15 protein-coding genes are annotated in these 20,255 nt (G+C 42.1%); 7 read left to right on the forward strand and 8 right to left on the reverse strand.

Annotation, left to right across the window (positions count from 1 at the left end; translation table 11 throughout):
• The first annotated feature begins 133 nt into the window (after positions 1 to 133).
• From AB8P72_RS11550 to hemJ, 3 genes are all read left to right on the forward strand, one after another.
• A complete protein-coding gene (locus AB8P72_RS11550; protein ID WP_068403625.1) occupies positions 134 to 640 on the forward strand; it encodes an SCP2 sterol-binding domain-containing protein in 507 nt (168 codons plus the stop codon).
• Positions 641 to 994: 354 nt separating this feature from the next.
• Positions 995 to 2,161, forward strand: coding sequence for a biotin synthase BioB (gene bioB, locus AB8P72_RS11555; protein ID WP_198328715.1), 1,167 nt, complete (start codon positions 995 to 997; stop codon positions 2,159 to 2,161).
• A gap of 104 nt (positions 2,162 to 2,265) precedes the next feature.
• Complete coding sequence (hemJ, locus tag AB8P72_RS11560) at positions 2,266 to 2,700, forward strand: protoporphyrinogen oxidase HemJ (RefSeq protein ID WP_198328727.1); 435 nt, start codon at positions 2,266 to 2,268, stop codon at positions 2,698 to 2,700.
• A 164-nt stretch (positions 2,701 to 2,864) separates the two neighbouring features.
• Here hemJ and AB8P72_RS11565 read toward each other — a convergent pair whose 3' ends face one another.
• From AB8P72_RS11565 to AB8P72_RS11585, 5 genes are all read right to left on the reverse strand, one after another.
• Complete coding sequence (locus AB8P72_RS11565) at positions 2,865 to 3,698, reverse strand: hypothetical protein (protein ID WP_198328716.1); 834 nt, start codon at positions 3,696 to 3,698, stop codon at positions 2,865 to 2,867.
• Between the two features lie 360 nt (positions 3,699 to 4,058).
• The gene (locus AB8P72_RS11570; protein WP_198328717.1) at positions 4,059 to 4,550 is read right to left on the reverse strand and encodes a hypothetical protein; all 492 of its coding nucleotides are present in this window, start codon (positions 4,548 to 4,550) and stop codon (positions 4,059 to 4,061) included.
• 73 nt (positions 4,551 to 4,623) lie between these two features.
• On the reverse strand, positions 4,624 to 5,340 hold the full coding sequence (gene rph / locus AB8P72_RS11575; protein ID WP_198328718.1) for a ribonuclease PH: 717 nt from the start codon (positions 5,338 to 5,340) through the stop codon (positions 4,624 to 4,626).
• Between the two features lie 225 nt (positions 5,341 to 5,565).
• Entirely contained in the window at positions 5,566 to 7,287 is a 1,722-nt protein-coding gene (locus AB8P72_RS11580; RefSeq protein WP_369811293.1) for an AMP-binding protein, read from the reverse strand.
• Between the two features lie 542 nt (positions 7,288 to 7,829).
• Entirely contained in the window at positions 7,830 to 9,557 is a 1,728-nt protein-coding gene (locus AB8P72_RS11585; protein WP_191690247.1) for an AMP-binding protein, read from the reverse strand.
• A 741-nt stretch (positions 9,558 to 10,298) separates the two neighbouring features.
• Here AB8P72_RS11585 and parC point away from each other — a divergent pair.
• Together parC and AB8P72_RS11595 are read left to right on the forward strand one after the other, a co-directional pair.
• The gene (gene parC, locus AB8P72_RS11590; RefSeq protein ID WP_369957781.1) at positions 10,299 to 12,593 is read left to right on the forward strand and encodes a DNA topoisomerase IV subunit A; all 2,295 of its coding nucleotides are present in this window, start codon (positions 10,299 to 10,301) and stop codon (positions 12,591 to 12,593) included.
• A gap of 99 nt (positions 12,594 to 12,692) precedes the next feature.
• On the forward strand, positions 12,693 to 14,912 hold the full coding sequence (locus AB8P72_RS11595) for a P-loop NTPase fold protein (RefSeq protein WP_369957782.1): 2,220 nt from the start codon (positions 12,693 to 12,695) through the stop codon (positions 14,910 to 14,912).
• Between the two features lie 263 nt (positions 14,913 to 15,175).
• Here the strand turns inward: AB8P72_RS11595 and AB8P72_RS11600 are convergent, their stop codons facing one another.
• Positions 15,176 to 15,586 carry a hypothetical protein gene (locus AB8P72_RS11600; protein WP_369957783.1) on the reverse strand — a complete coding sequence of 137 codons (411 nt, stop codon included), beginning with the start codon at positions 15,584 to 15,586 and terminating at the stop codon, positions 15,176 to 15,178.
• 568 nt (positions 15,587 to 16,154) lie between these two features.
• On the opposite strand from AB8P72_RS11600, the gene AB8P72_RS11605 reads away from it, so the two are divergent.
• Positions 16,155 to 16,982, forward strand: coding sequence for a Cof-type HAD-IIB family hydrolase (locus AB8P72_RS11605; protein WP_200663839.1), 828 nt, complete (start codon positions 16,155 to 16,157; stop codon positions 16,980 to 16,982).
• A gap of 88 nt (positions 16,983 to 17,070) precedes the next feature.
• Here the strand turns inward: AB8P72_RS11605 and AB8P72_RS11610 are convergent, their stop codons facing one another.
• The gene (locus AB8P72_RS11610; RefSeq protein ID WP_191690240.1) at positions 17,071 to 17,334 is read right to left on the reverse strand and encodes a hypothetical protein; all 264 of its coding nucleotides are present in this window, start codon (positions 17,332 to 17,334) and stop codon (positions 17,071 to 17,073) included.
• A gap of 383 nt (positions 17,335 to 17,717) precedes the next feature.
• On the opposite strand from AB8P72_RS11610, the gene AB8P72_RS11615 reads away from it, so the two are divergent.
• Positions 17,718 to 18,839, forward strand: coding sequence for a PotD/PotF family extracellular solute-binding protein (locus AB8P72_RS11615; protein WP_369957784.1), 1,122 nt, complete (start codon positions 17,718 to 17,720; stop codon positions 18,837 to 18,839).
• A gap of 132 nt (positions 18,840 to 18,971) precedes the next feature.
• Here the strand turns inward: AB8P72_RS11615 and AB8P72_RS11620 are convergent, their stop codons facing one another.
• Positions 18,972 to 20,207 carry an FUSC family protein gene (locus AB8P72_RS11620; RefSeq protein WP_144297933.1) on the reverse strand — a complete coding sequence of 412 codons (1,236 nt, stop codon included), beginning with the start codon at positions 20,205 to 20,207 and terminating at the stop codon, positions 18,972 to 18,974.
• Positions 20,208 to 20,255 lie beyond the last annotated feature (48 nt).

Below are 20,255 nucleotides of genomic sequence, written 5' to 3' on the forward strand. Positions count from 1 at the left end.
TCCTAAAGAATGGAAACTTATCATCTATTCAATCGTTTATAATCTAATTATATATTTGTCATAAAAATTGTTATAAAGTACGCATTATTTTGCGTTTCATTTTTCATTCTTTAGGTTGTTTAGGAGTTCGATTATGTTTACTGTTCCTGTATTAGATATTAAGTCTGACCCATTAGATGTGTTATTGGCGGTGATTGGTTATCGTTTATCGATGCTCGCTGATAGCGAAGATGAAGACGTCAAAGCGCTGTTTGCTGATCGTAAAGTCACTATCGAGCTTGCCAGCACTGACGCTGATATCGCGCGTTACTATAGCTTTGATAATGGTCAATTTAGTCAACATAGCGGTCACGCCAAAGACGCTGATTTGACGATTAATTTTAAAGATTCGATGACGGGCGTTAAGCTATTGACCAAAGGCAGCCTGCCTGCTTTTATGACTGCCGTGCAAGAAGGCAATTTGAGCATCGAGGGCGACTATAGCCTCATGATGTGGTTCAATAAGCTTGCCAAACATATTGTGCCAGCGGTGCCAGAACAGTACAAACCTTATATTCAACAAGCCAAGCCTTATGCCTATAAAGCGCAGCAATTTGCCAATCATTGGATCGGTGTTGCTAAGCATAAATTGGGTAAGTAATAACTCAATCGAATAAATAATGTCACGAGTGAAAATAAGCAGAGAGTAGCTGGCTAACGTCCATATAATCTAGCGTAAAAACAATTTAGCGTAAAAACAATTTAGCGTAAAAACAATTTAGCGTAAAAACAGTCTAGTGTAAAAATAACCTAGATACGTTTCACTACTTAGCACTATTCTGATTTTCTAAAAAGGTTGCGGTATACTATACGGCAACCTTTTTTTATTGCCTAAATTATTTTGTCTACACTTTAACAAAGGCATAAACCCAAGGTTACTCAATTTTTCTTAATTTAACTAATCGCTATTAATTTATCTAATACCTCTTAATATCGTTATAAAAGGATTTATCTCATGGCAGGATTGCTTAATATCTCAGAACCAAATGCCAATAACCATAGTCATAATAATACTGATTCAATACTTAATAATAACAATGCGTCCCATGATTTTTTAGCAAGCTTAGCGACAGACGCGACTAAAAACCGCGAGAAAAAATACAGCCGTGAACAAATCGCTCAGTTGTTTGACTTGCCGTTGATGGATTTATTACTGCAAGCACAGACGATACACCGCCAACACTTTAGCGCTAATGAAGTACAAATCAGCACCTTACTGTCTATCAAGACCGGTAACTGTCCTGAAGATTGCGGTTACTGCTCGCAGTCCGGTCACCACCGCGATACCACTAAGCTACAAGCAGAAAAGCGTATAGAAGTCGATAAAGTCATTGCCGCCGCCAAACGCGCCAAAGCCACAGGTTCATCGCGCTTTTGTATGGGTGCAGCGTGGAAGCATCCAAGCGCCAAAGACATGCCTTATGTGGTCGAACTGGTCAAAGAAGTCAAAGCATTGGGACTTGAAACCTGTATGACTCTTGGTATGCTAGATACAGACCAAGCAGCACAGTTGGCGGATGCAGGTTTAGATTATTACAATCATAATCTCGATACCTCGAGAAGTTACTACGAGCAAGTGGTCAGTACGCGCAGCTATGATGAGCGCTTAGATACCATTGCGAATGTACGCAATTCAGGTATTAACGTTTGTAGCGGCAACATCGTTGGCATGGGTGAAAGCCGTAATGATCGCATCGCTTGGGTCCATGAGTTACTAAAAATGCCCAAAGCGCCTGAATCTATTCCAGTCAATTTACTGGTGCCTATTCAAGGGACGCCGATTGGCGATAAAGTATTAGCACAAGGTCAGCTATCCGTTCTTGAATGGATACGGACGATTGCCGTAACGCGTATCTGCTGTCCAACCAGCTACGTACGCTTATCTGCTGGACGCGAAAGCTTGTCTGACGCTGAACAAGCATTGGCATTCATGGCAGGGGCAAATTCATTCTTTTATGGTGATAAGCTTTTGACCACTGGCAATGCCAGCCAGTCAGGTGATGATAGACTGATGCGCGAGCTTGGTTTGACTAAGCAATTTGCCGCGCCACGAGCGCCAAAGCAAGTAGCGGTGCTTGACGCCATGAGTGGTCATCAGTCGCAAGTTGTCTTAGCAGAGTAAATGCCATACGTGCCGCTACCATTATCGCGTCATCTACGCTAAGCTTGCCAACATTATTAATTAAGAAATTGCGCACAAAATACTAAAACGTAAGAGAGAAAATGATGGCAGACTATTTTAATTGGATTAAAGCGGCTCACATTATCTCTATGGTGTGCTGGTTTGCGGCGATATTTTATCTGCCACGCCTATTCGTGTATCATGCGATGAGTGACGATAGCATCAGCTACGAGCGCTTTGCCATTATGGAGCGAAAGCTCTATCGCGGTATCATGACGCCATCGATGATAGCCACTTGGTTGTTTGGTTTATGGATGTTGGGAATGGGCTGGGATGTGTATAAAACTCAGGGCTGGCTACACGTAAAACTACTATTGGTGGTACTGCTATCAGGTTATCATGGCGCTTGCGGATTTTATCGCAAAAAGCTGATTGATAATCCGCATTATAAAACACATAAATTTTGGCGCTGGTTTAATGAAATCCCCGTATTTGCGTTAATTTTCATTGTCATTTTAGTGGTGGTAAAACCTTTTTAAAATAATGGAAAGTAAAGCTGACTTACCTTAAAAGTATTTTTATCTTGAGTCTGAAACTCAAAAAAAAGCGTCCGTTATGAACTGACCCCCAAATGTTGGACGGTTTATTACTTTAATAAGTAACGGACGCTTTTTTTAAGTCTTGTTATCTCAAATTAACGCTATTAAACATTTGGCCGCATGATTTGATAGACATTGCTTAAATCATAAACACGGTAGCGCGCAGGCTCACGGCGATTTTCACCAGCATAGCTAAGTATCAATGCTTGCTTGGCACGCTCATCGACCCAGCCAACAAATAGCCCGCTGTGCTCGACGCCATTGTAGCCGTGATTGATATAGTAGAGCCAATCACCGACTTCTATCTCACTGCTATTGGCATAAGGGCCTTGTCCGTAGGTGCCTTTATGGATGGTATTACGGCTCACCCCTGCTCGATTAAATACCGCATTGAGATAATCCCAGCAGCCACCTTTAATAATCGTCCGCTCATTGAGCGCCATCTTGCGCGCGGTGCTGATGACTTCCCGCGCCGCCCGACTACTTTGGGTTTCAGCATTACTGAGTAGCGGCAAATATTCGCTATCGACATTGTCATAACTGCCCGATAGAAATGCCGGCAGAACGGTTGGCGCTTGGCGTTGGACTGCCGGATAGCGGTAATTGCTTTGGGCGTTACCGATATAAGCATTTTGGTTAGCATACGAGGTATTAGACGCGCTATTAGTCGTATAACTTGGTTGCGCGCTGCTCGCATTCGCGCGATAGCTAGCAGCATTGCTAGCGCGTTGAATGGTAGATCGCGTCGTGATTTTGGCAGGAGGAACCGCTGAGTACGTTGGGGTATATCGGGCGCTATAATTAGGTTGAGCTGATTTTTGTGCAATCAGGGCGCTCATGCTATCGGCATTTGCTTGGTTGACCGGAAAAACTGTAACAAAGGTAAATAATAATGCACTGCTCGACGTTGTGATTGACCAAAAGGACAAACGCGACATGACCAACTCCTTGGCGACATATTATTGATGACTTAGCTTGAGCTTTGACCATTCACAAAGTTTGGTCTTTATAAGCTGGTATCAATAAGCATATTAACGATAAATAAGATAAATTTTTCAACCCTACTTATAAACCATTTGTACAGGAATCTGCAAGTACTATTGCTTTTAGATAAGCGATAAAAGGTATGAAATTGAGGATAAGTGGTAAAACGAGGCTTGGTTTTTATAAAAATATGGTTTTTAGAAAGACATCGGCTTTAGAAATATGAACGGAGATTCAGAAAGAATACTTAGCTATTATCAGATTGTAGACTATTTATAGAAAAACAGACCAAAGGATAAAAGCTAATCAATAATTTACTCATCGCTCATTTTTATATTGGCATGGCGTTTGCTCAAAGCCTGACCTTGTAAGATGGCTTTGGTCGCGGTTGCTTCTTGGATATTATCAAAGCCACTGATTAGATATTTACGAATGTCATCACAGTCGACAATTTGTAGCTGCTCGCCAATTAAGTTAATTTTGTCGCCATCGGTCAGATGGATATGCGCGCGTTTACCTTGATGGTCATGTACCAACTCGCCATCGCGCACCCACAAGACGCCGCTACTAATAACGCCGCTCATGGTTTTTTTACGCTGCTGGCGCTGCCGATTAAAAATAAAACTACCAATAATCAATAGTGCCAAAGCACCAATTGCTAAGCGCTCAGATAGCAAGCTCATTGCCAAAGCGACCGCCACCGCTCCAACCAACAATGCAGTGCCAAACCAAAACAGCCCATTATCGGCTGCGGGCGACTGACCTTGCAAGGTGATTTTGGCGCCGTCATCGGTCAGCTTTAGCATGCATGAATACCTGTTTAAGAGCAGTGGATAGTTAAAAATTGAAATAATAAACCTTAAAAATACGCTTAGAGATTTACCAACCTAATGCTGTTTTTTGCATATCGATCAGCTCAGCGATACCTTTTTCGGCAAGGATAAGCATAGCGTCTGCTTGTGCGCGGGTAAAAGGTTTTTCTTCTGCCGTACCCTGTAGTTCGATAAACTCACCTTTTTGGGTCATTACCACGTTTAAATCGGTATCACAGCTGGCGTCTTCTTCGTAGTTTAAGTCCAAATACGCTTCGCCATCTTTCATACCAACCGATACCGCAGCGACCAAACCAATTAACGGATCAGCTTTTAGTTTTTTGGCTTTTTGTAGGCTCTCTAATGCATCGATAAGGGCAATCGCCGCGCCCGTCACACTGGCGGTACGCGTGCCGCCATCCGCTTGTAATACATCACAATCAAGATAGATGGTATTTTCGCCAAGTTTACCCAAATCAATCATCGCTCGTAAGCTGCGACCGATCAAACGCTGGATTTCTTGCGTGCGCCCTGACTGTTTACCGCGAGCCGCTTCGCGCTGATTACGAGTATTGGTCGCACGCGGTAGCATGCCGTATTCGGCAGTAACCCAGCCTTTGCCTTTACCTTTGAGCCAGCGCGGTACGCCCGTCTCCACGCTCGCGGTGCATAGTACTTTGGTATCGCCAAAGCTGACCAATACTGAACCTTCAGCATGCTTCGTGTAATGGCGCTCAAAGCTGATCGAGCGAAGTTGGTTAAGCTCACGGTTATCAATACGCATAAAATTTCCTAGTACGATGTTATAAAATCAAAGTGATAAAGCGTTATAAAATAATAGGGTCGTCGCGACGTCAACAGCTATGTTGGCAGACGAAAAGATGACGTTATCCTAACGTGGCAGCGGCGCAATAGCAAGAATCACCAAGCTATTACGCCGCTACTTTCGCAAGATTTAGTGCTAAAAGTTTGATGCCAAAAGTTTAGTGTTAAAGGTCTGCTGCCAACCTTATTCTAACCCTTCCATCTTACGCAATTCTTTACGCAGGATTTTACCGACGTTTGATTTTGGTAATTCATCCACGAACTGAATATGACGCGGACGCTTATAACCAGTTAATTGCTTTTTGCCAAAATCAATCAGCTCTTGCTCGGTTACCTCGCCTTTTTTGACTACAAACAGCTTAGGATCTTCGCCGCGCTCATCGTTAGGAATGCCGATAACGCCGCATTCTACCACATTCGGATGCTCACTCATGGCTTCTTCGATTTCATTTGGATAGACGTTAAAGCCTGACACCAAAATCATATCTTTTTTGCGATCAACGATTTTGATAAAGCCTTTTTCGTCCATGATACCGATATCGCCCGTTTTCAAAAAACCTTTGGCGGTAAAGGTTTCAGCCGTTTCTTGTGGGCGGTTTTGATAACCAATCATCACCTGTGGCCCTTTGACACAGATTTCGCCGCGGTCGCCGAGTGCAACTTCATTTTCATCATCATCGATTAAAATAATGTCGGTGCTAGAAGCAGGAATACCAATTTTACCGGTAAATTCAGAGATGGTCATCGGGTTAAAGGCCACTACTGGTGAGGTTTCCGACAAACCGTACCCTTCAACGATGGGCAAGCCAGTGATTTTATGCCACTCTTTTGCCACGCTTGGCAAGACCGACATACCGCCGCCAATCGAGGCTTTCAGATTAGAGAAATCTAAATCAGCAAAACCTTCTTTATGCACCAAACCGTTAAATAAGGTATTTACCGCCGGGATAAATGCCGGTTTATATTTCGCCATCTCTTTAATCAAGCCATCCAAATCACGCGGATTTGGAATCAGCAAGCCAGCATAACCTTGATACATGCCGTACATACCGCAAACCATAAACGAGAACACATGGTATAGCGGCAGCGCGGTCAAAATCACGTCATCGGCATCGACATCGTCGTTGAAGGCGCTATTCATTAAGACACTGATTTGGAGCATGTTGGCGACTAAGTTGCCGTGTGACAGCATCGCGCCTTTGGCAACACCGGTGGTACCGCCGGTATATTGTAATAAAGCGACATCGCTTAAGTTTAAATCAGGACGCTTATATTTACTCGCAGAGACAGCATTTAACGCGTGTTTGAAGCTCGTGCTACCGGGCAAGCGGTAAGCCGGAATCATTTTTTTCACGTGGCGCGCAACAAGATTGACGACGGTGCCTTTGACCAAACCAAGCATATCGCCCAATTTACAGACGATAACGTGCTGCACTTGACCTTTGTCTTCGGCTTCTTGGTAAGTTTTGGCAAAATTCTCAACGATAAATAACGCTTTGGCACCGCTATCGTTTAGCTGATGCGACAACTCGCGACTGGTATATAGCGGGTTAACGTTGACCAAAATCATGCCAGCGCGGATGATACCGAGCATCACAATAGGATACTGCAAGATGTTGGGCATCATAACGGCAACTTTGTCACCTTTGACCAATCCTAATGACTGCAAATAACTGGCGATTTGGCGGCTGTATAAATCTAATTGCTTAAAGGTGATTGATGAACCCATGCAAATATAAGCAGGTTTTTGCCCATAACGGCTAAAATTACGTTCGAACACTTCCAGTAAAGACGTATTGTCTTCTGGCATATCGATGGTTGCATTGATGCCATAGCGCTCATACGCGCCTAACCACGGACTGTCGCTATCTATCGTCGGCATGGTAGGAAAGGTATTTTCAACCATTGATTGACTATCTGCCGCAGCGTTATGGTTTTTGGCTTCTTTATTGGTACTGTCCGTCATAATCTTCCCTAAATATTACTGTTAGTAAGTTGCTATCAAAATTTATTAAATAGAATCACCGTGGTTTACAATCACTGAGTTATAAAAGCAAAAACTTGTGAATAAGAAGTCTTATAACATAAGAAACTGCTTATTCAAGAGAATTTGTCATTCACAAACTTTTAAGTTAAAAATCTCGAGACATATAGAGCATGTCTAAGGGTATTTATGACGATAATATTCTACATTTATCGTCAAATACACCTGTTAAATAGAGTATTTATGGGCAAGAACTATAGCAGTTTTGCGCCCAGTTCTCTATGAATACTAGCAAACCCTTATAGAAAAACAAAAAAGATGATAAGGTCATTTGCATAAGACCTTATCATCTTTCACCATTCGCCTATCAAATATCAAGATATTTTTATCAATGCTCAGTATTGATAAAGCGCTATAAAAAGCCCGCTAAATTTGGTATTAGGTTATTTATTATATGAAACGGTTTAAGCGTGTTTCTTTTCTTCTAGGGCGCGTAAGTCTTTATGTAAAATCTTACCGACGTTAGACTTTGGCAGCTCGTCGATAAATTCAACATAACGAGGACGCTTATAACCGGTGAGGTTTTCTTTGGCATAAGCAAGCACTTCCTCTTCGGTCAGGCTACTATCACTACGCACAACAAAAATCTTCGGCACTTCGCCGCTTTTTTCATCGTCGATACCGATAACGCCGCATTCCAAAATCTTTGGATGACCAGACATCACATCTTCTACTTCGTTTGGATAAACGTTAAAGCCTGAGACCAAAATCATATTCTTTTTGCGATCGACAATCTTAAAGTAACCTTCTTCATTCATCACGCCGATATCGCCGGTACGGAAATAGCCATCCGCCGTCATGACCTCAGCCGTCGCGTCTTCGCGTTTCCAGTAGCCCTTCATAACCTGCGGACCACGAACACAGATTTCGCCGCGCTCACCAATTGGCAACTCATTACCTTCTTCGTCCAAAATGGCCATGTCAGTCGCTGGCATCGGTAGACCGATATTTCCTGAGAACTCGCCGGTACCTTGCGGGTTTGCCGACGCGACAGGAGATGTCTCTGATAAGCCATAACCTTGGACGATAATATTGCCGGTTATTTTTTCCCACTTAGCCGCGGTGTCTTTTAATACTGCCATGCCGCCGCCCATCGACATCTCAAGCTTGCTATGGTCCAATGCTTGAAAGGCTTCGCTGTTGGCAAGCGCGTTAAACAGCGTGTTGACCGCTGGGAAAAACGCCGGTGGATAGTCCTTATAAGCCTTGATTAAGCTTGCGCCATCACGTGGATTTGGTACCAATAAGCCGATACAACCTCTATATAAACCGTACATACCGCAAACGGTAAATGAGAAAATATGATACAGCGGCAAGGCGGTCATAATAACCGGCTGCTCGTTACGCTCTTGGAACTTATCAAACGCATCGCCAAGATAAGTATCACATTGAATAAGGTTGGCGACCAAGTTGCCGTGCGTCAGCATCGCGCCCTTGGCAACACCTGTGGTTCCACCTGTATATTGTAGGACCGCCACGTCATCAAGACCGATATTGGTTGGGCGTTTATAGTTTTTGACAGACAATTTATTAAGTGCTTTTTTAAAGTTTACGCTACCGTTAACCTTATAATCAGGCACCAGTTTTTTGACATGGCGCACGACTGCATTCACGATAAAGCCTTTTAACGGGCTCATCAAATCGCCCATCGAGGTAATGACGACGTGATCAACCAAGTCTTTACCGATGTCTTGATAGGTTTTGGCAAAGTTTTCTAGGATGAATAGCACTTTGGTATCAGAGTCTTTTAACTGATGCTCAAGCTCTTTGGTGGTATAAAGTGGATTAACATTGACCAAGGTCATGCCAGCGCGTAACACCCCTAATACAGCAACCGGTAGCTGCAAGATATTGGGCATCATAACCGCTACTTTATCGCCTTTTTGTAAACCAAGCGACTGTAGATACGCGGCAATTTGTTTGCTATAACGGTCTAAATCTTCATAAGAAAGTGTCACATCCATGCACACAAAAGCGGTACGACCTGCATGGGTAACGAAATTCTGTTCGAGGATATCGATCAAAGAAGTGTTGGCGGGCGGCATATCAATATCGTATTGGATGCCAAGTTTTTCGTAAGTTTTTACCCACGGTTTGTCATCGCGACGAATTACGTTACCTTGATTTTCCATAATCTTACTGCTCCTAATAATAGTGTGCTGGTATCAATCCATCCATAATCGAAAAGGTCAAACATATCTAACATCGCCGTACAACCAACCATTGATATAACGTAAGTAATGGCGGCGGCTGACGATATAAAATATGGCGAAGGATCAACAATATAGCGGTAAATAGCCCTTTGTTGATTAACATACACACTTTATACAAACTACTCAATACAAAAGATTGAAACTTGAGTTCTTAAACTTACTTGACGATATCTATCTTTATTAATATCAGTGACTTAAATACTAAAATTGGCTATAATTACGACTATTTATATAATAAACTTTTATTTGTTATTAAAAAATTTATCAGTTTTTTCACTATTTTCCACCATTTCTAAAATTATGAAACCGTCAAATTTCTATTTTGCTCAATACTTCATTCTCAATATTTGATATTAAAGCTGTTATATCAAGCGCGTCACGTCCTGTCGTCTATTCTGACTTATCCCTTTTTAATTTTGCCAATATCCTTTACGATAGCACTATCTTATTTTTCCCTATTTTATCGATACAGTCAGTCCTAAATCAACTTAGTACAAGTATTATAACGCGCTACTGGTATTCATTTTCCTTGCTTGCTGTGCCTACGCAGACAGAGGCTGCGCAAAATTAATACCAGTAGCTCTGTGCTTATTTTATAGTGGACTGCCTATATAGACTGATTAAAAACCTCTTTTAAGAATCAAAAGCGAACCCTATTTTATGTCCGATGTTATTGATACCATTGACCCTATTATTCCTAATGAACCGATGGATACCCGCTCCGTGGCGGAATTCACCGAGCAAGCCTATCTCAACTACGCCATGTACGTCATCATGGATCGGGCATTGCCCAATATCGCTGACGGTCTAAAACCTGTGCAGCGCCGTATCGTTTATGCAATGAGCGAGCTTGGGCTAAAATCGTCTGCCAAAGCCAAAAAATCCGCGCGTACGGTCGGTGACGTACTGGGTAAATATCATCCGCATGGCGATAGCGCCTGTTATGAGGCGATGGTACTGATGGCACAGCCGTTTAGTTATCGCTATCCGCTGATTACAGGTCAAGGTAACTGGGGTAGTCCCGATGATCCCAAATCCTTTGCTGCCATGCGTTATACCGAAGCCAAGATGTCGGCTTATGCCAATACCTTGCTTGCCGAGCTTGGTCAAGGCACGGTCGATTGGCAAGATAACTTTGATGGCACCATGCAAGAGCCGGTCACCCTGCCCGCGCGCCTACCCAATATTTTATTGAATGGTACAACGGGTATCGCCGTCGGTATGGCGACCGATATTCCGCCCCATAACCTTAATGAAGTGGTACGGGCGGCAATTCGCTTGCTAAAAAACCCTGATTTATCCGTGAAGCAATTGACCCAATCGATACCCGCACCGGATTTGCCAACCCCTGCTGAAATCATCACCAGTAAAAAAGACTTGCAGGCGATGTATGAAAGCGGACGCGGCAGTTATAAAATGCGCGCCACTTTTCATATTGACCCAAAAGAGAAGAATTTAGTCATCATCGACGCGCTCCCTTATCAAGTGTCAGGCAATAAAATTCAAGAGCAAATCGCTAAACTCATGATGGATAAAAAGTTGCCATGGGTAACGGATATCCATGACGAATCAGACCACGAAAACGCTTGCCGTATCGTACTTGAACTACGTTCATCGCGCGTCGATGTCGAGCGTGTCATGAGCCATTTATTTGCCAGTACTGACCTTGAGAGTAATTACCGCGTCAACATGAATATGATTGGCTTAAATGGTAAGCCGCAGGTCAAAAACCTCAAAGAAATCCTTGAAGAATGGCTCGTCTGTCGCCGCTCTGTGGTCACGCGCCGTCTGCAATATCGCCTCGACAAAATTGATAAACGCTTACATATCCTCGCCGGCTTGCTGATTGCTTATCTGAATATCGATGAAGTCATTCGTATTATTCGTGAAGAAGACGACCCAAAATTATCATTGATGCAAGGCTATGATCTGACTGAAATCCAAGCCAATGCTATCTTGGATATTCGACTGCGCCAGCTGGCAAGACTAGAAGAGATTGAGCTGCGCCGCGAGCAAGATGAACTGGCTGCCGAACGTGCCATCATTCAAGAATACTTGAACAATCCAGACAGCCTGACCAATCTGATGATTGACGAGCTTAGCGCCGACATGAAGGAACACGGCAACGAGCGCGTATCGCAATTGGCAGAACGTGAAGAAGCGCAAGCGTTAAAAGAGTCTGACCTCGTACCAAGCGAGCCTGTCACCGCCATCCTATCGAAAGCAGGCTGGATTCGCGCTGCCAAAGGTCATGACGTCGATGCTGCCAGCATGACTTACCGCTCAGGTGATAGCTATCAAGCGCATGTACGTGCTAAATCCAATGAAAGAATTTACGTACTCGACAGCACTGGACGCAGCTATAGTATCGACGCCCATAGCCTCGCCTCTGCTCGTGGTCAAGGCGATCCGCTGACCAGCGTACTCAAACCGCCAGCAGGCGCCAGCTTTGAGCAGTTATTAACGGGCGATAATAACCAACGTATCGTCCTCGCAAGTTCAGCAGGTTATGGTTTTATCAACACCGTTGGCAATCTCGATAGCAATCAAAAAGCGGGTAAAAACATCATCAACCTAGCAACTGATAGCCGCTTGCTACCTGTTGCGCAGATCGATGCTAATGCAGAAGCTAATGGCGATAATAGTGAAGCGGTAACAGCCACACCTGACCATCTCGCTGTCGTAACCAATGCAGGCTATCTATTGATATTTGCGCTTGAAGATTTGCCTGAACAGGCTCGTGGTAAAGGTAATAAGCTGATCAAATTAAAAGACGGTGAAGAAGTACTTGCTATCACGCCACTCAGTCAGCAAGACAGCCTAGTCATCACCGCTGGCAAACGCCACGTGACGCTAAAGCCTAATGATTTGGCCAATTATACGGGCACTCGTGGTAATCGCGGCGGTCAGCTGCCAAGAGGCTTTCAGAATGTGACGAGTGTTGAAGTTGGATAGTTTGATTTGGTTCAGTAGCGTAGGTGGAACGATAGCGAAACCTACAATCTGGAATTAAAGCACCTATTTTGACTACAGCTCAGTTTATTAAGGATTGAAATGACAACTGAAAACTACTCGTCCGACGCTCCAGTTACTACTAAAGTTGAAGATATATTCTCTCGTTGGAAGTTTTCTGAACGAGTAGCACAAGTAATTGCTAGTCGTCGTGACCCAAGCAGTATCGTAATTGGTCTTTATGGCAGATGGGGCGATGGTAAAACCTCAGTTCTCAACTTTATTGAACAATCTCTTAATACAAACGATGATGTTATATGCATAAAATTTAATCCATGGCGATTTGGCACTGAGGATCAACTTTTAATGGGGTTTTTCAACCAAATAGCGGATGCTTTGGACACTAAGTTAGCAACAAGAGAAGATAGACTTAAAGATATTGGTAATAAGATATTAAAACCTATGTCTAGTGCAGCTGGTATGCCTGTAGTAGGCGATATAGTATCTTCTTATATCTCAATGCCTGACATAAACGATTTCAAGAGTAGAACTGAAGCGCTTCTAAAAGATTCTCAAAAGCGTGTATTAATATTGATTGATGATGTAGATAGGTTAGATAAGACGGAAATTCATGCCTTGTTTCGTCTAGTAAAATTGACAGCAGACTTTAAGTATACCTCGTACATTCTTGCGTTTGATAAAGATATTGTCGCTTCATCTTTACAAGATAGATATTCGACCTCTCAAGGAAACTCGGGCGAAGCGTTTCTAGAAAAAATTATTCAAGTGCCATTGCATTTACCACATATTGATAAACAAACTTTAAGAAGTTTTTGTTTTCAAGGAGTGGATACAGCTCTTGAATTAGCCAACATTCAACTAACTGAAGAGCAAGCTCAAGATTTTGCTCGCAATTTTGTCTCTGCATTTGATAGCTGCATTACTACACCCAGAAAAGCCAAACTTTATGGCAATATCCTGACATTCTCTTTACCTATTTTAAAAGGTGAGGTCAATCCTGTGGATTTGATGCTGATAGAAGGCATTAGAGCTTTCTACCCTAGGCTATACGAATCTATCAGGGATAATGAAAAGCTATTTTCTGGAACGTTTCCTACAAGTAGTGGCTCATCTTATGATGCTGACAAAGATCTTATTAAAATACTAATTGACAATGCACTAAGTACAACTACATCAAGTAATAAAGAAGATTTGAAAGAATTATTAAAAAGTCTTTTCCCTAAGTTACAAGCTGTGTATGGAAAAATGCACTACGCAGGCGACTCACATAAAATTTGGAATGACAACCAAAAGATATGTTCAAAAAATTATTTTTCCAGATACTTTGGTTACTCAGTATCACCTAGTGATGTATCTGACGTAGCAGTTACCCAGGCATTGCAGAATATAAACAACTGGAGTGAGCCTTATAATTATCAAGATAATCCTCTTAAGGACTTTATAACACCTAAGAATGCTGAAAAGGTAATACAAAAATTACGTAGCCAAGTTGACTGGAATAGTGGGAGATATCAGCCAATTATTTTATCTGTAGCGCAAGTTGGCGATATTATTCCTGATAGTAGAACCTTTTTGTCTTTTAATCCTCTTGTTCAATCTGTAGTTTTAATAGCAGATATGATAATTAGTACCGATAAAAATGAACAAATAAAAATTGCTAAACTTGCGCTTGATAATGCCCCAACACTTGAATACAAAACTGAATTATACAGATGGCTGTATCATAGCGAAAATGAAAACCCTAAACCTAACTGTTTTAGCTTGGAAGAAAGAAAAGAGTTAGGTGAACACCTAGGAAACAAAATCTTTTCTGAGATTGAGTCTATTGACACCACTTCTGAAAACCCCGACTTAGTATCACGTATTTTCTGGATATTAAGTGAATATGTGGACAAAAACCGTTTGAATGATTATGTAAAGTCATTAGTTAGCTCCGACCCATCAACTGTTTATCGAATCCTTAACGATTACGTTCCTACTTTAACAAGCCTTACGAATGGAACTACAAGTAAAGAAGGTTTTGACGAAGCTGCCTATAAAAGCTTATCCAAAGTTATCGATGTTTCAATTCTATTTGAATCAATTGAACAGAACCACCCTAACTTGGTTGTTAATCTAAATGAATATCCAAAATTGGAAAGTCGTGATGAAGATAGAGAGTTAATTATTCCTCAACAATTTGTATGGTGGTATAGGAAGGAAGTTATTAACAATCAATATAATAATCTAAAGTACAAACAATTTAGCGTTATATCGGCTTCAAAAAACAGTATTATTCCTTTTATCAATAATTTAGAGTAGCCCTAGCCTTAACCCCACAATACGAATGACTAATGTGTTCTTATAAGTTAGATGTTACGAGCATCAACCAGGGCTTTACCTTATCACTAAGTCAGCACACATTATAGACATGTGAAACAAAACTTACTCTTATTAAAAAGCCGCCTAAACAATGTATAGACGGCTTTTTTACGCTAGTTATAATGGGGAACTCATCTAAAAATTGCTGGACTCGGTATCTTTAAAAACTGCTGTCAAAAAGCTTTCAATCTGAGTACTTGTCATTAATAGGGATTATAGTCAGAACCTGCTGAGAAGCTTTTTAGGGCATATTCTTCATCTTCAACGCTTGATGTTAGATATTTAACTAAAAACCCATTCCATTGACGTGATTCAATTTCCTCTATATTAACAATATTAGGAGAAATGGTTGAATGCTTGTCAAGTATTTTCCCTAAGGCAATATTGATAGCAGGCCTTGTCCCTTGAAAACTTTGAACGAAATAACCTTCGCTAATGACCAAAGCGGAAACGATATTGTTTTCTTCAAAATATCTTCGCCAATACTCAAATGCACGAGTCAGCTCGATTCCCGAATCTAGGTCAATATTTTTGGCGACATATGTCATATTGATAAGAATATGCTCGCCATTCCTTTTTTTCCCTTCAAAGGTATGACTTGTCGTTGTGTCCATAAGGAACCTTATTTATAAAAAGCTTATTTAAGCTAAGATACACTTTATTATAAAAAATAATCAATAAGGTTTTTGCATTTTGACCAATTTTCTATCACCTATCGTGATTTCTTAGGCTTATAGCTATCGTAAATACACTCTTGGTTTATTAATCACAAAGACGACCCAAACCAAGACTTATAATGGAAAAAGTTATAAGTTACTCCCTAACCCTGCCTCAACCCCAAAATCGGAATCACTAAATCTTCCTCATCGGTCAGATGCTGCGAGAGTAAATCGGTTGCATCCACCAAAGTCTGATGCAGTTACAAAGCCAAAAATTAGAAAATCAACTGTTTGCTAGCAAGCGCATCTTAAATATCAAAGGCAAACAACGCAGTAAAGATGATACATAAATTAGCCATAATCACTCTATTACTGTATTTTCAGCCCTGTAAAATGCATACTTATCCATAAATTCAAATTATATTATCAGTCATAACCCTTGAGACTATTCAGCAAATCTCAACGACTTTTTATACTAGCTTTAAATACCTAAATAGTCGTTTTTTAAATATAAAGGATACTCATGTTTATTGTAGATAAGGCGCCAGCCAGTATCAATCAGGCGTTACCAGTGCCGAAAGTGATATTTTTTGACATTGATGACACGCTCAGCCGTAATGGCATCATCGCTACGCACAACCAAGCGACGCTTGAGGCGCTGGCCAAAACTGATATTAAACTGGTGATTTCGACCGGACGCTCTAAAGCGATATTGCCAGCGGATATTTTAGCTTTGCTCGAAGCGGATGTCTTAGATGCCATCATTTGTATGAATGGACAATATAGTTTTGATAATAAAGGCTTGATTAGCCATTATCCATTGTCTGCTGAGCAAGCGGACAAAATTGTGCAGTTATGCCAAACCAGTCAGCTGATTCATAAGTTTGACTCGGCGACGCACATTGCTTGGTCAGACGAAAATGAGCGTTTGCGTGATTTTAATGCCAAAACGCCCAACTCTATCGTGGATCCACTCTATTATCAATCAAACCCTGTTTATCAATGCTCAGTGTTTTTTAACAATCAATTCGATAAAATGCAAGATATCGACTTTGCACAGGACGATTTAAAACTGGTACATTGGCATCATATTGGCGCAGACATCCTGCCCGCAAACGCCTCTAAAGCGCGCGGTATCAAAGACGTCTGTCGCTATTATGGCGTAGATGCAACTGAATGCATGGCGTTTGGCGATGGCATGAATGACTTAGAGATGTTTGATTTGGTCGGCTATGCAGTAGCGATGGGCGATGCCCAGCCTGCGTTGATTGAGCGCGCGGATTTTGTCACGGGTACGATTGAAGAGCGCGGCATCCAGTCGGTACTCGAGCAATTTCATATAGCGTCTTGATAAATAGTTTATAAAAACCGCTATTTATCTAAGGCGTGTCCTCATTTTTAAAAGAAGAGCACGTCCTAACAAAGTTTAACGACGCTATTTAACGACGCTTAGCCATTAAACCATAAAGCCAGCTACCGACTTTATAAAATCCGACGATGATTAAAATAATTACCAACGCTGCGAGCACATAAGCCAGCCAATTTGGTACGTGGCTTAACCAGCCAATGGTAAATGCCAAACCCAGATAGGTTTCAACTGGCCAATTCACGATTGGGGTTGGCGAGCCCGAATTAAATACCATCATAAAACCTATGATGCCAATCAAAGCCATCACTATCCCAGCGCGTACACGATTATTCATTGTCTTCCTCTTTTAATTCACTCAAATTGGGTAAAATTGTCTTATTTTTATTGTTTAAAGTCTTATACGGCAACTATAGTGGCATAAAACGCGCCTATCATGTCGCCTTTTCGACTACGATGCTATGGTAAATCTGTTTATTCTATAAAAGGCTATTATTAAATCAAGCATGATAAAAATCGGCATTTGTCATCATTTATGATCATTTGGCATATTATTTTTAATCGCCTGAGCTGTAACGATACTAGTAAAACGCTAAGTACGATTGCCCTTTAAATTATGCGCAATCATAGCCATAATGGTTTACATAGCTGTAAATTTAGCATCGTGCCTGTTTTACGGGTTTTCTTGCTTTGCACCATTCTTATTTTAGGAGAGATATTTTGACTCATTTATCATCGTCGCGTGCTGCCGCTCGTAGCGCTCACATGCTTCCAAAAGCCTTATTAGCCGTGGCAGTTGGGCTCGTACTTGTGAGCTGTAGTAAATCAGATAATGCCGCTACCGATGGCGCTGCGCCCAGTGCAGAAACGTTAAACCTGTATAACTGGTCGGAATATATGCCGCAAGAAATCCTAGATGGTTTTACTAAAGAGACCGGCATTCGGGTCAATTACACCACTTTTGACTCGAACGAAGCGATGTACGCTAAGCTTAAATTGCTTGATGATTCCAGCCAATACGATTTAGCGATTCCATCGACGTATTATGTGGAAAAAATGGCCAAAGAAGGACTGCTACAAGAGCTTGATAAATCCAAATTAAGCAACTTTAGAAATCTTGATACCTCCTTTACCAATACCAAGGTTGACCCAGAAAATAAATACTCGATTCCTTATATGTGGGGCAGCACCGGCCTTGCCATCAATGGCGAAGCGGTCGATCCTGCCACCGTAAATAGCTGGAATGACTTATGGCGTCCTGAGTATAAAGGTCAAGTGATGCTAATGAATGACATGCGCGAAGTGTTTGGCATGGCGCTATTGACCCTTGGCTATTCAGGTAATAGTAAAAATCCTGAGGAAATCAAAGCCGCTTACGAGAAGCTAACGACCTTGATGCCAAATGTAAAAACCTTCAACTCGGACGCCTCGCGCATGCCCTATATGGAAGGCGAAACCACGGTTGGTATGAGCTGGAATGGTGAAGCCATCATCGCCAATAACGAAGGCTTGACTAGCTTGGTGTATAAATATCCAACTGAAGGGGCTATTCTTTGGATGGATAACTTTGTTATTCCAAAAAACGCCAAACAAGTCGACGCGGCGCACAAATTTATTGATTATTTACTGCGTCCTGAGAACTCTAAAATCGTCAGTGAAGAGATTGGTTACGCCTCGCCGAATATGGCCGCGCGTGAGCTGATGCCAGAAGAGGTGCGCAACAATCCAACCATTTATCCAAGCAAAGAAGTATTGGCAAAAGCGGAGTTTCAAAAAGATGTCGGTGATGAAGCGTTGCAAGTTTATCAGCAGTATTGGGATAAGCTTAAAACAGGGCGTTAATTCTGTAAGTTAATACACATTTATTAATTGCTGTTTTAGATGCCTATTATCTATCCAAAAAACGCTGACTTTATAGAGTCAGCGTTTTTTATTTGTCTTTTATTTGGTTGCTATTTTTTATTTGGCTTTTATTTATAAGTGCAAATCGGTTTCGCTGCCTTTATGCTCGATACGGCGCTGCTCGCGGCGCTGATAGCGCAACCCAGAGGCAGCAAACCATTGCGGTTTGGTGGTTTGCAATAATTCACTAAGACGCTGTAACTGCACTTGCAGCGTTTGGGTGAGCCAAAAATAGCCTTGCCACTCAAAGCCTAAGTTTTCCACACTTGGATATTCTGATACCGCAATGCGCGTAATCGGGCGAAACACTTCATCATTTGGACTGCGTAATACCGCCGCCATATGCTGCATCGCTTGGGTTAATTCGTGCTGATAATGAATCAGTAAAATATGGTTTTCATCGTCAATTTCGATATTTGCCAAGCGCGGCGCCGCACTTAATAATAAATCAATCGTACCAATAATATTGCGATGGGTACGCTGAATGGTCTCTAGCGTTTCTTTATCAATGCCAGATTCGCTCGCTGTGGCGGCGATATGCGGGCGCACGGCAAGCAGGCGCTTATTGATTTTTTGCAGCGCTTTGACCAAGGCTTTATTGACTGGCGTATCTGGTACAGCCGGATTTTTTGGGTAAATAATACTGGCTGAACTGGTCGCCTTACTATATTTAAAGGGTTTTGGTACTAAAATCTCGGCATCAATATGATTGCCCACTCCAGTGTATAAATTACCGCAGGTTTCAAGGTTACTGGCCAATAAAAACCGCCACATTAGCGTTGATTTCAGCGGTAAAATCAAGGTCGCAGCGACCGCAACCCCTGCGCCAAGTAAAATATTAATGGCGCGATACAGACCGTCTTGGGTGATATCACTATGGTCGGGGCTTGAGACAATCATCAGCATGGTAATACCCGTTAGCAGCCCGATATAGCCCAACTGCTTAACCGCTACGTAGCCAATAATACCGCTGATAATACCAATCAGCCCATAGTATAACCATAGCCAGCCGCCCGTATCTTGAATCAACCATAAAAAGCTCAGCCCGACCACCACGCCGAGCAAAGTGCCGAGTATGCGCTCTTTAGCCTTGGTATAAATCGCTCCTTGATATTGCAATAATCCCAATATCACAAACACGGTGATGGTCGTCCACTCGCCATGTGGCAAGTGGGTAAACTCATTTAACAACAGGGCAATAAGCACGGCCACGCCCAAACGTATGGCATGCAAAACATCGGCATGCTGATAGCGGGCGTAAGGCTCTACAAACGGCGCGGTAAATCGTTGCCAAAAAGTCGGTTTCACGCAGGGCGTCTCTTATAATGGATAAATAAAAAGTAGCTTAAATGATAA

Source organism: Psychrobacter sp. CLB018, from assembly GCF_041222815.1.
In the GTDB taxonomy this organism is placed as follows: domain Bacteria; phylum Pseudomonadota; class Gammaproteobacteria; order Pseudomonadales; family Moraxellaceae; genus Psychrobacter; species Psychrobacter faecalis.

Excerpts from the sequence above, each read along its gene's own strand:
- AB8P72_RS11585 (WP_191690247.1), bottom strand. The coding sequence starts at position 9,557 with ATGGAAAATCAAGGTAACGTAATTCGTCGCGATGACAAACCGTGGGTA.
- AB8P72_RS11570 (WP_198328717.1), bottom strand. The coding sequence starts at position 4,550 with ATGCTAAAGCTGACCGATGACGGCGCCAAAATCACCTTGCAAGGTCAG.
- AB8P72_RS11550 (WP_068403625.1), top strand. The coding sequence starts at position 134 with ATGTTTACTGTTCCTGTATTAGATATTAAGTCTGACCCATTAGATGTG.
- AB8P72_RS11580 (WP_369811293.1), bottom strand. The coding sequence starts at position 7,287 with ATGGTTGAAAATACCTTTCCTACCATGCCGACGATAGATAGCGACAGT.
- AB8P72_RS11600 (WP_369957783.1), bottom strand. The coding sequence starts at position 15,586 with ATGGACACAACGACAAGTCATACCTTTGAAGGGAAAAAAAGGAATGGC.
- AB8P72_RS11565 (WP_198328716.1), bottom strand. The coding sequence starts at position 3,698 with ATGTCGCGTTTGTCCTTTTGGTCAATCACAACGTCGAGCAGTGCATTA.
- AB8P72_RS11610 (WP_191690240.1), bottom strand. The coding sequence starts at position 17,334 with ATGAATAATCGTGTACGCGCTGGGATAGTGATGGCTTTGATTGGCATC.
- AB8P72_RS11595 (WP_369957782.1), top strand. The coding sequence starts at position 12,693 with ATGACAACTGAAAACTACTCGTCCGACGCTCCAGTTACTACTAAAGTT.
- AB8P72_RS11605 (WP_200663839.1), top strand. The coding sequence starts at position 16,155 with ATGTTTATTGTAGATAAGGCGCCAGCCAGTATCAATCAGGCGTTACCA.
- bioB (WP_198328715.1), top strand. The coding sequence starts at position 995 with ATGGCAGGATTGCTTAATATCTCAGAACCAAATGCCAATAACCATAGT.
- parC (WP_369957781.1), top strand. The coding sequence starts at position 10,299 with ATGTCCGATGTTATTGATACCATTGACCCTATTATTCCTAATGAACCG.
- rph (WP_198328718.1), bottom strand. The coding sequence starts at position 5,340 with ATGCGTATTGATAACCGTGAGCTTAACCAACTTCGCTCGATCAGCTTT.
- hemJ (WP_198328727.1), top strand. The coding sequence starts at position 2,266 with ATGGCAGACTATTTTAATTGGATTAAAGCGGCTCACATTATCTCTATG.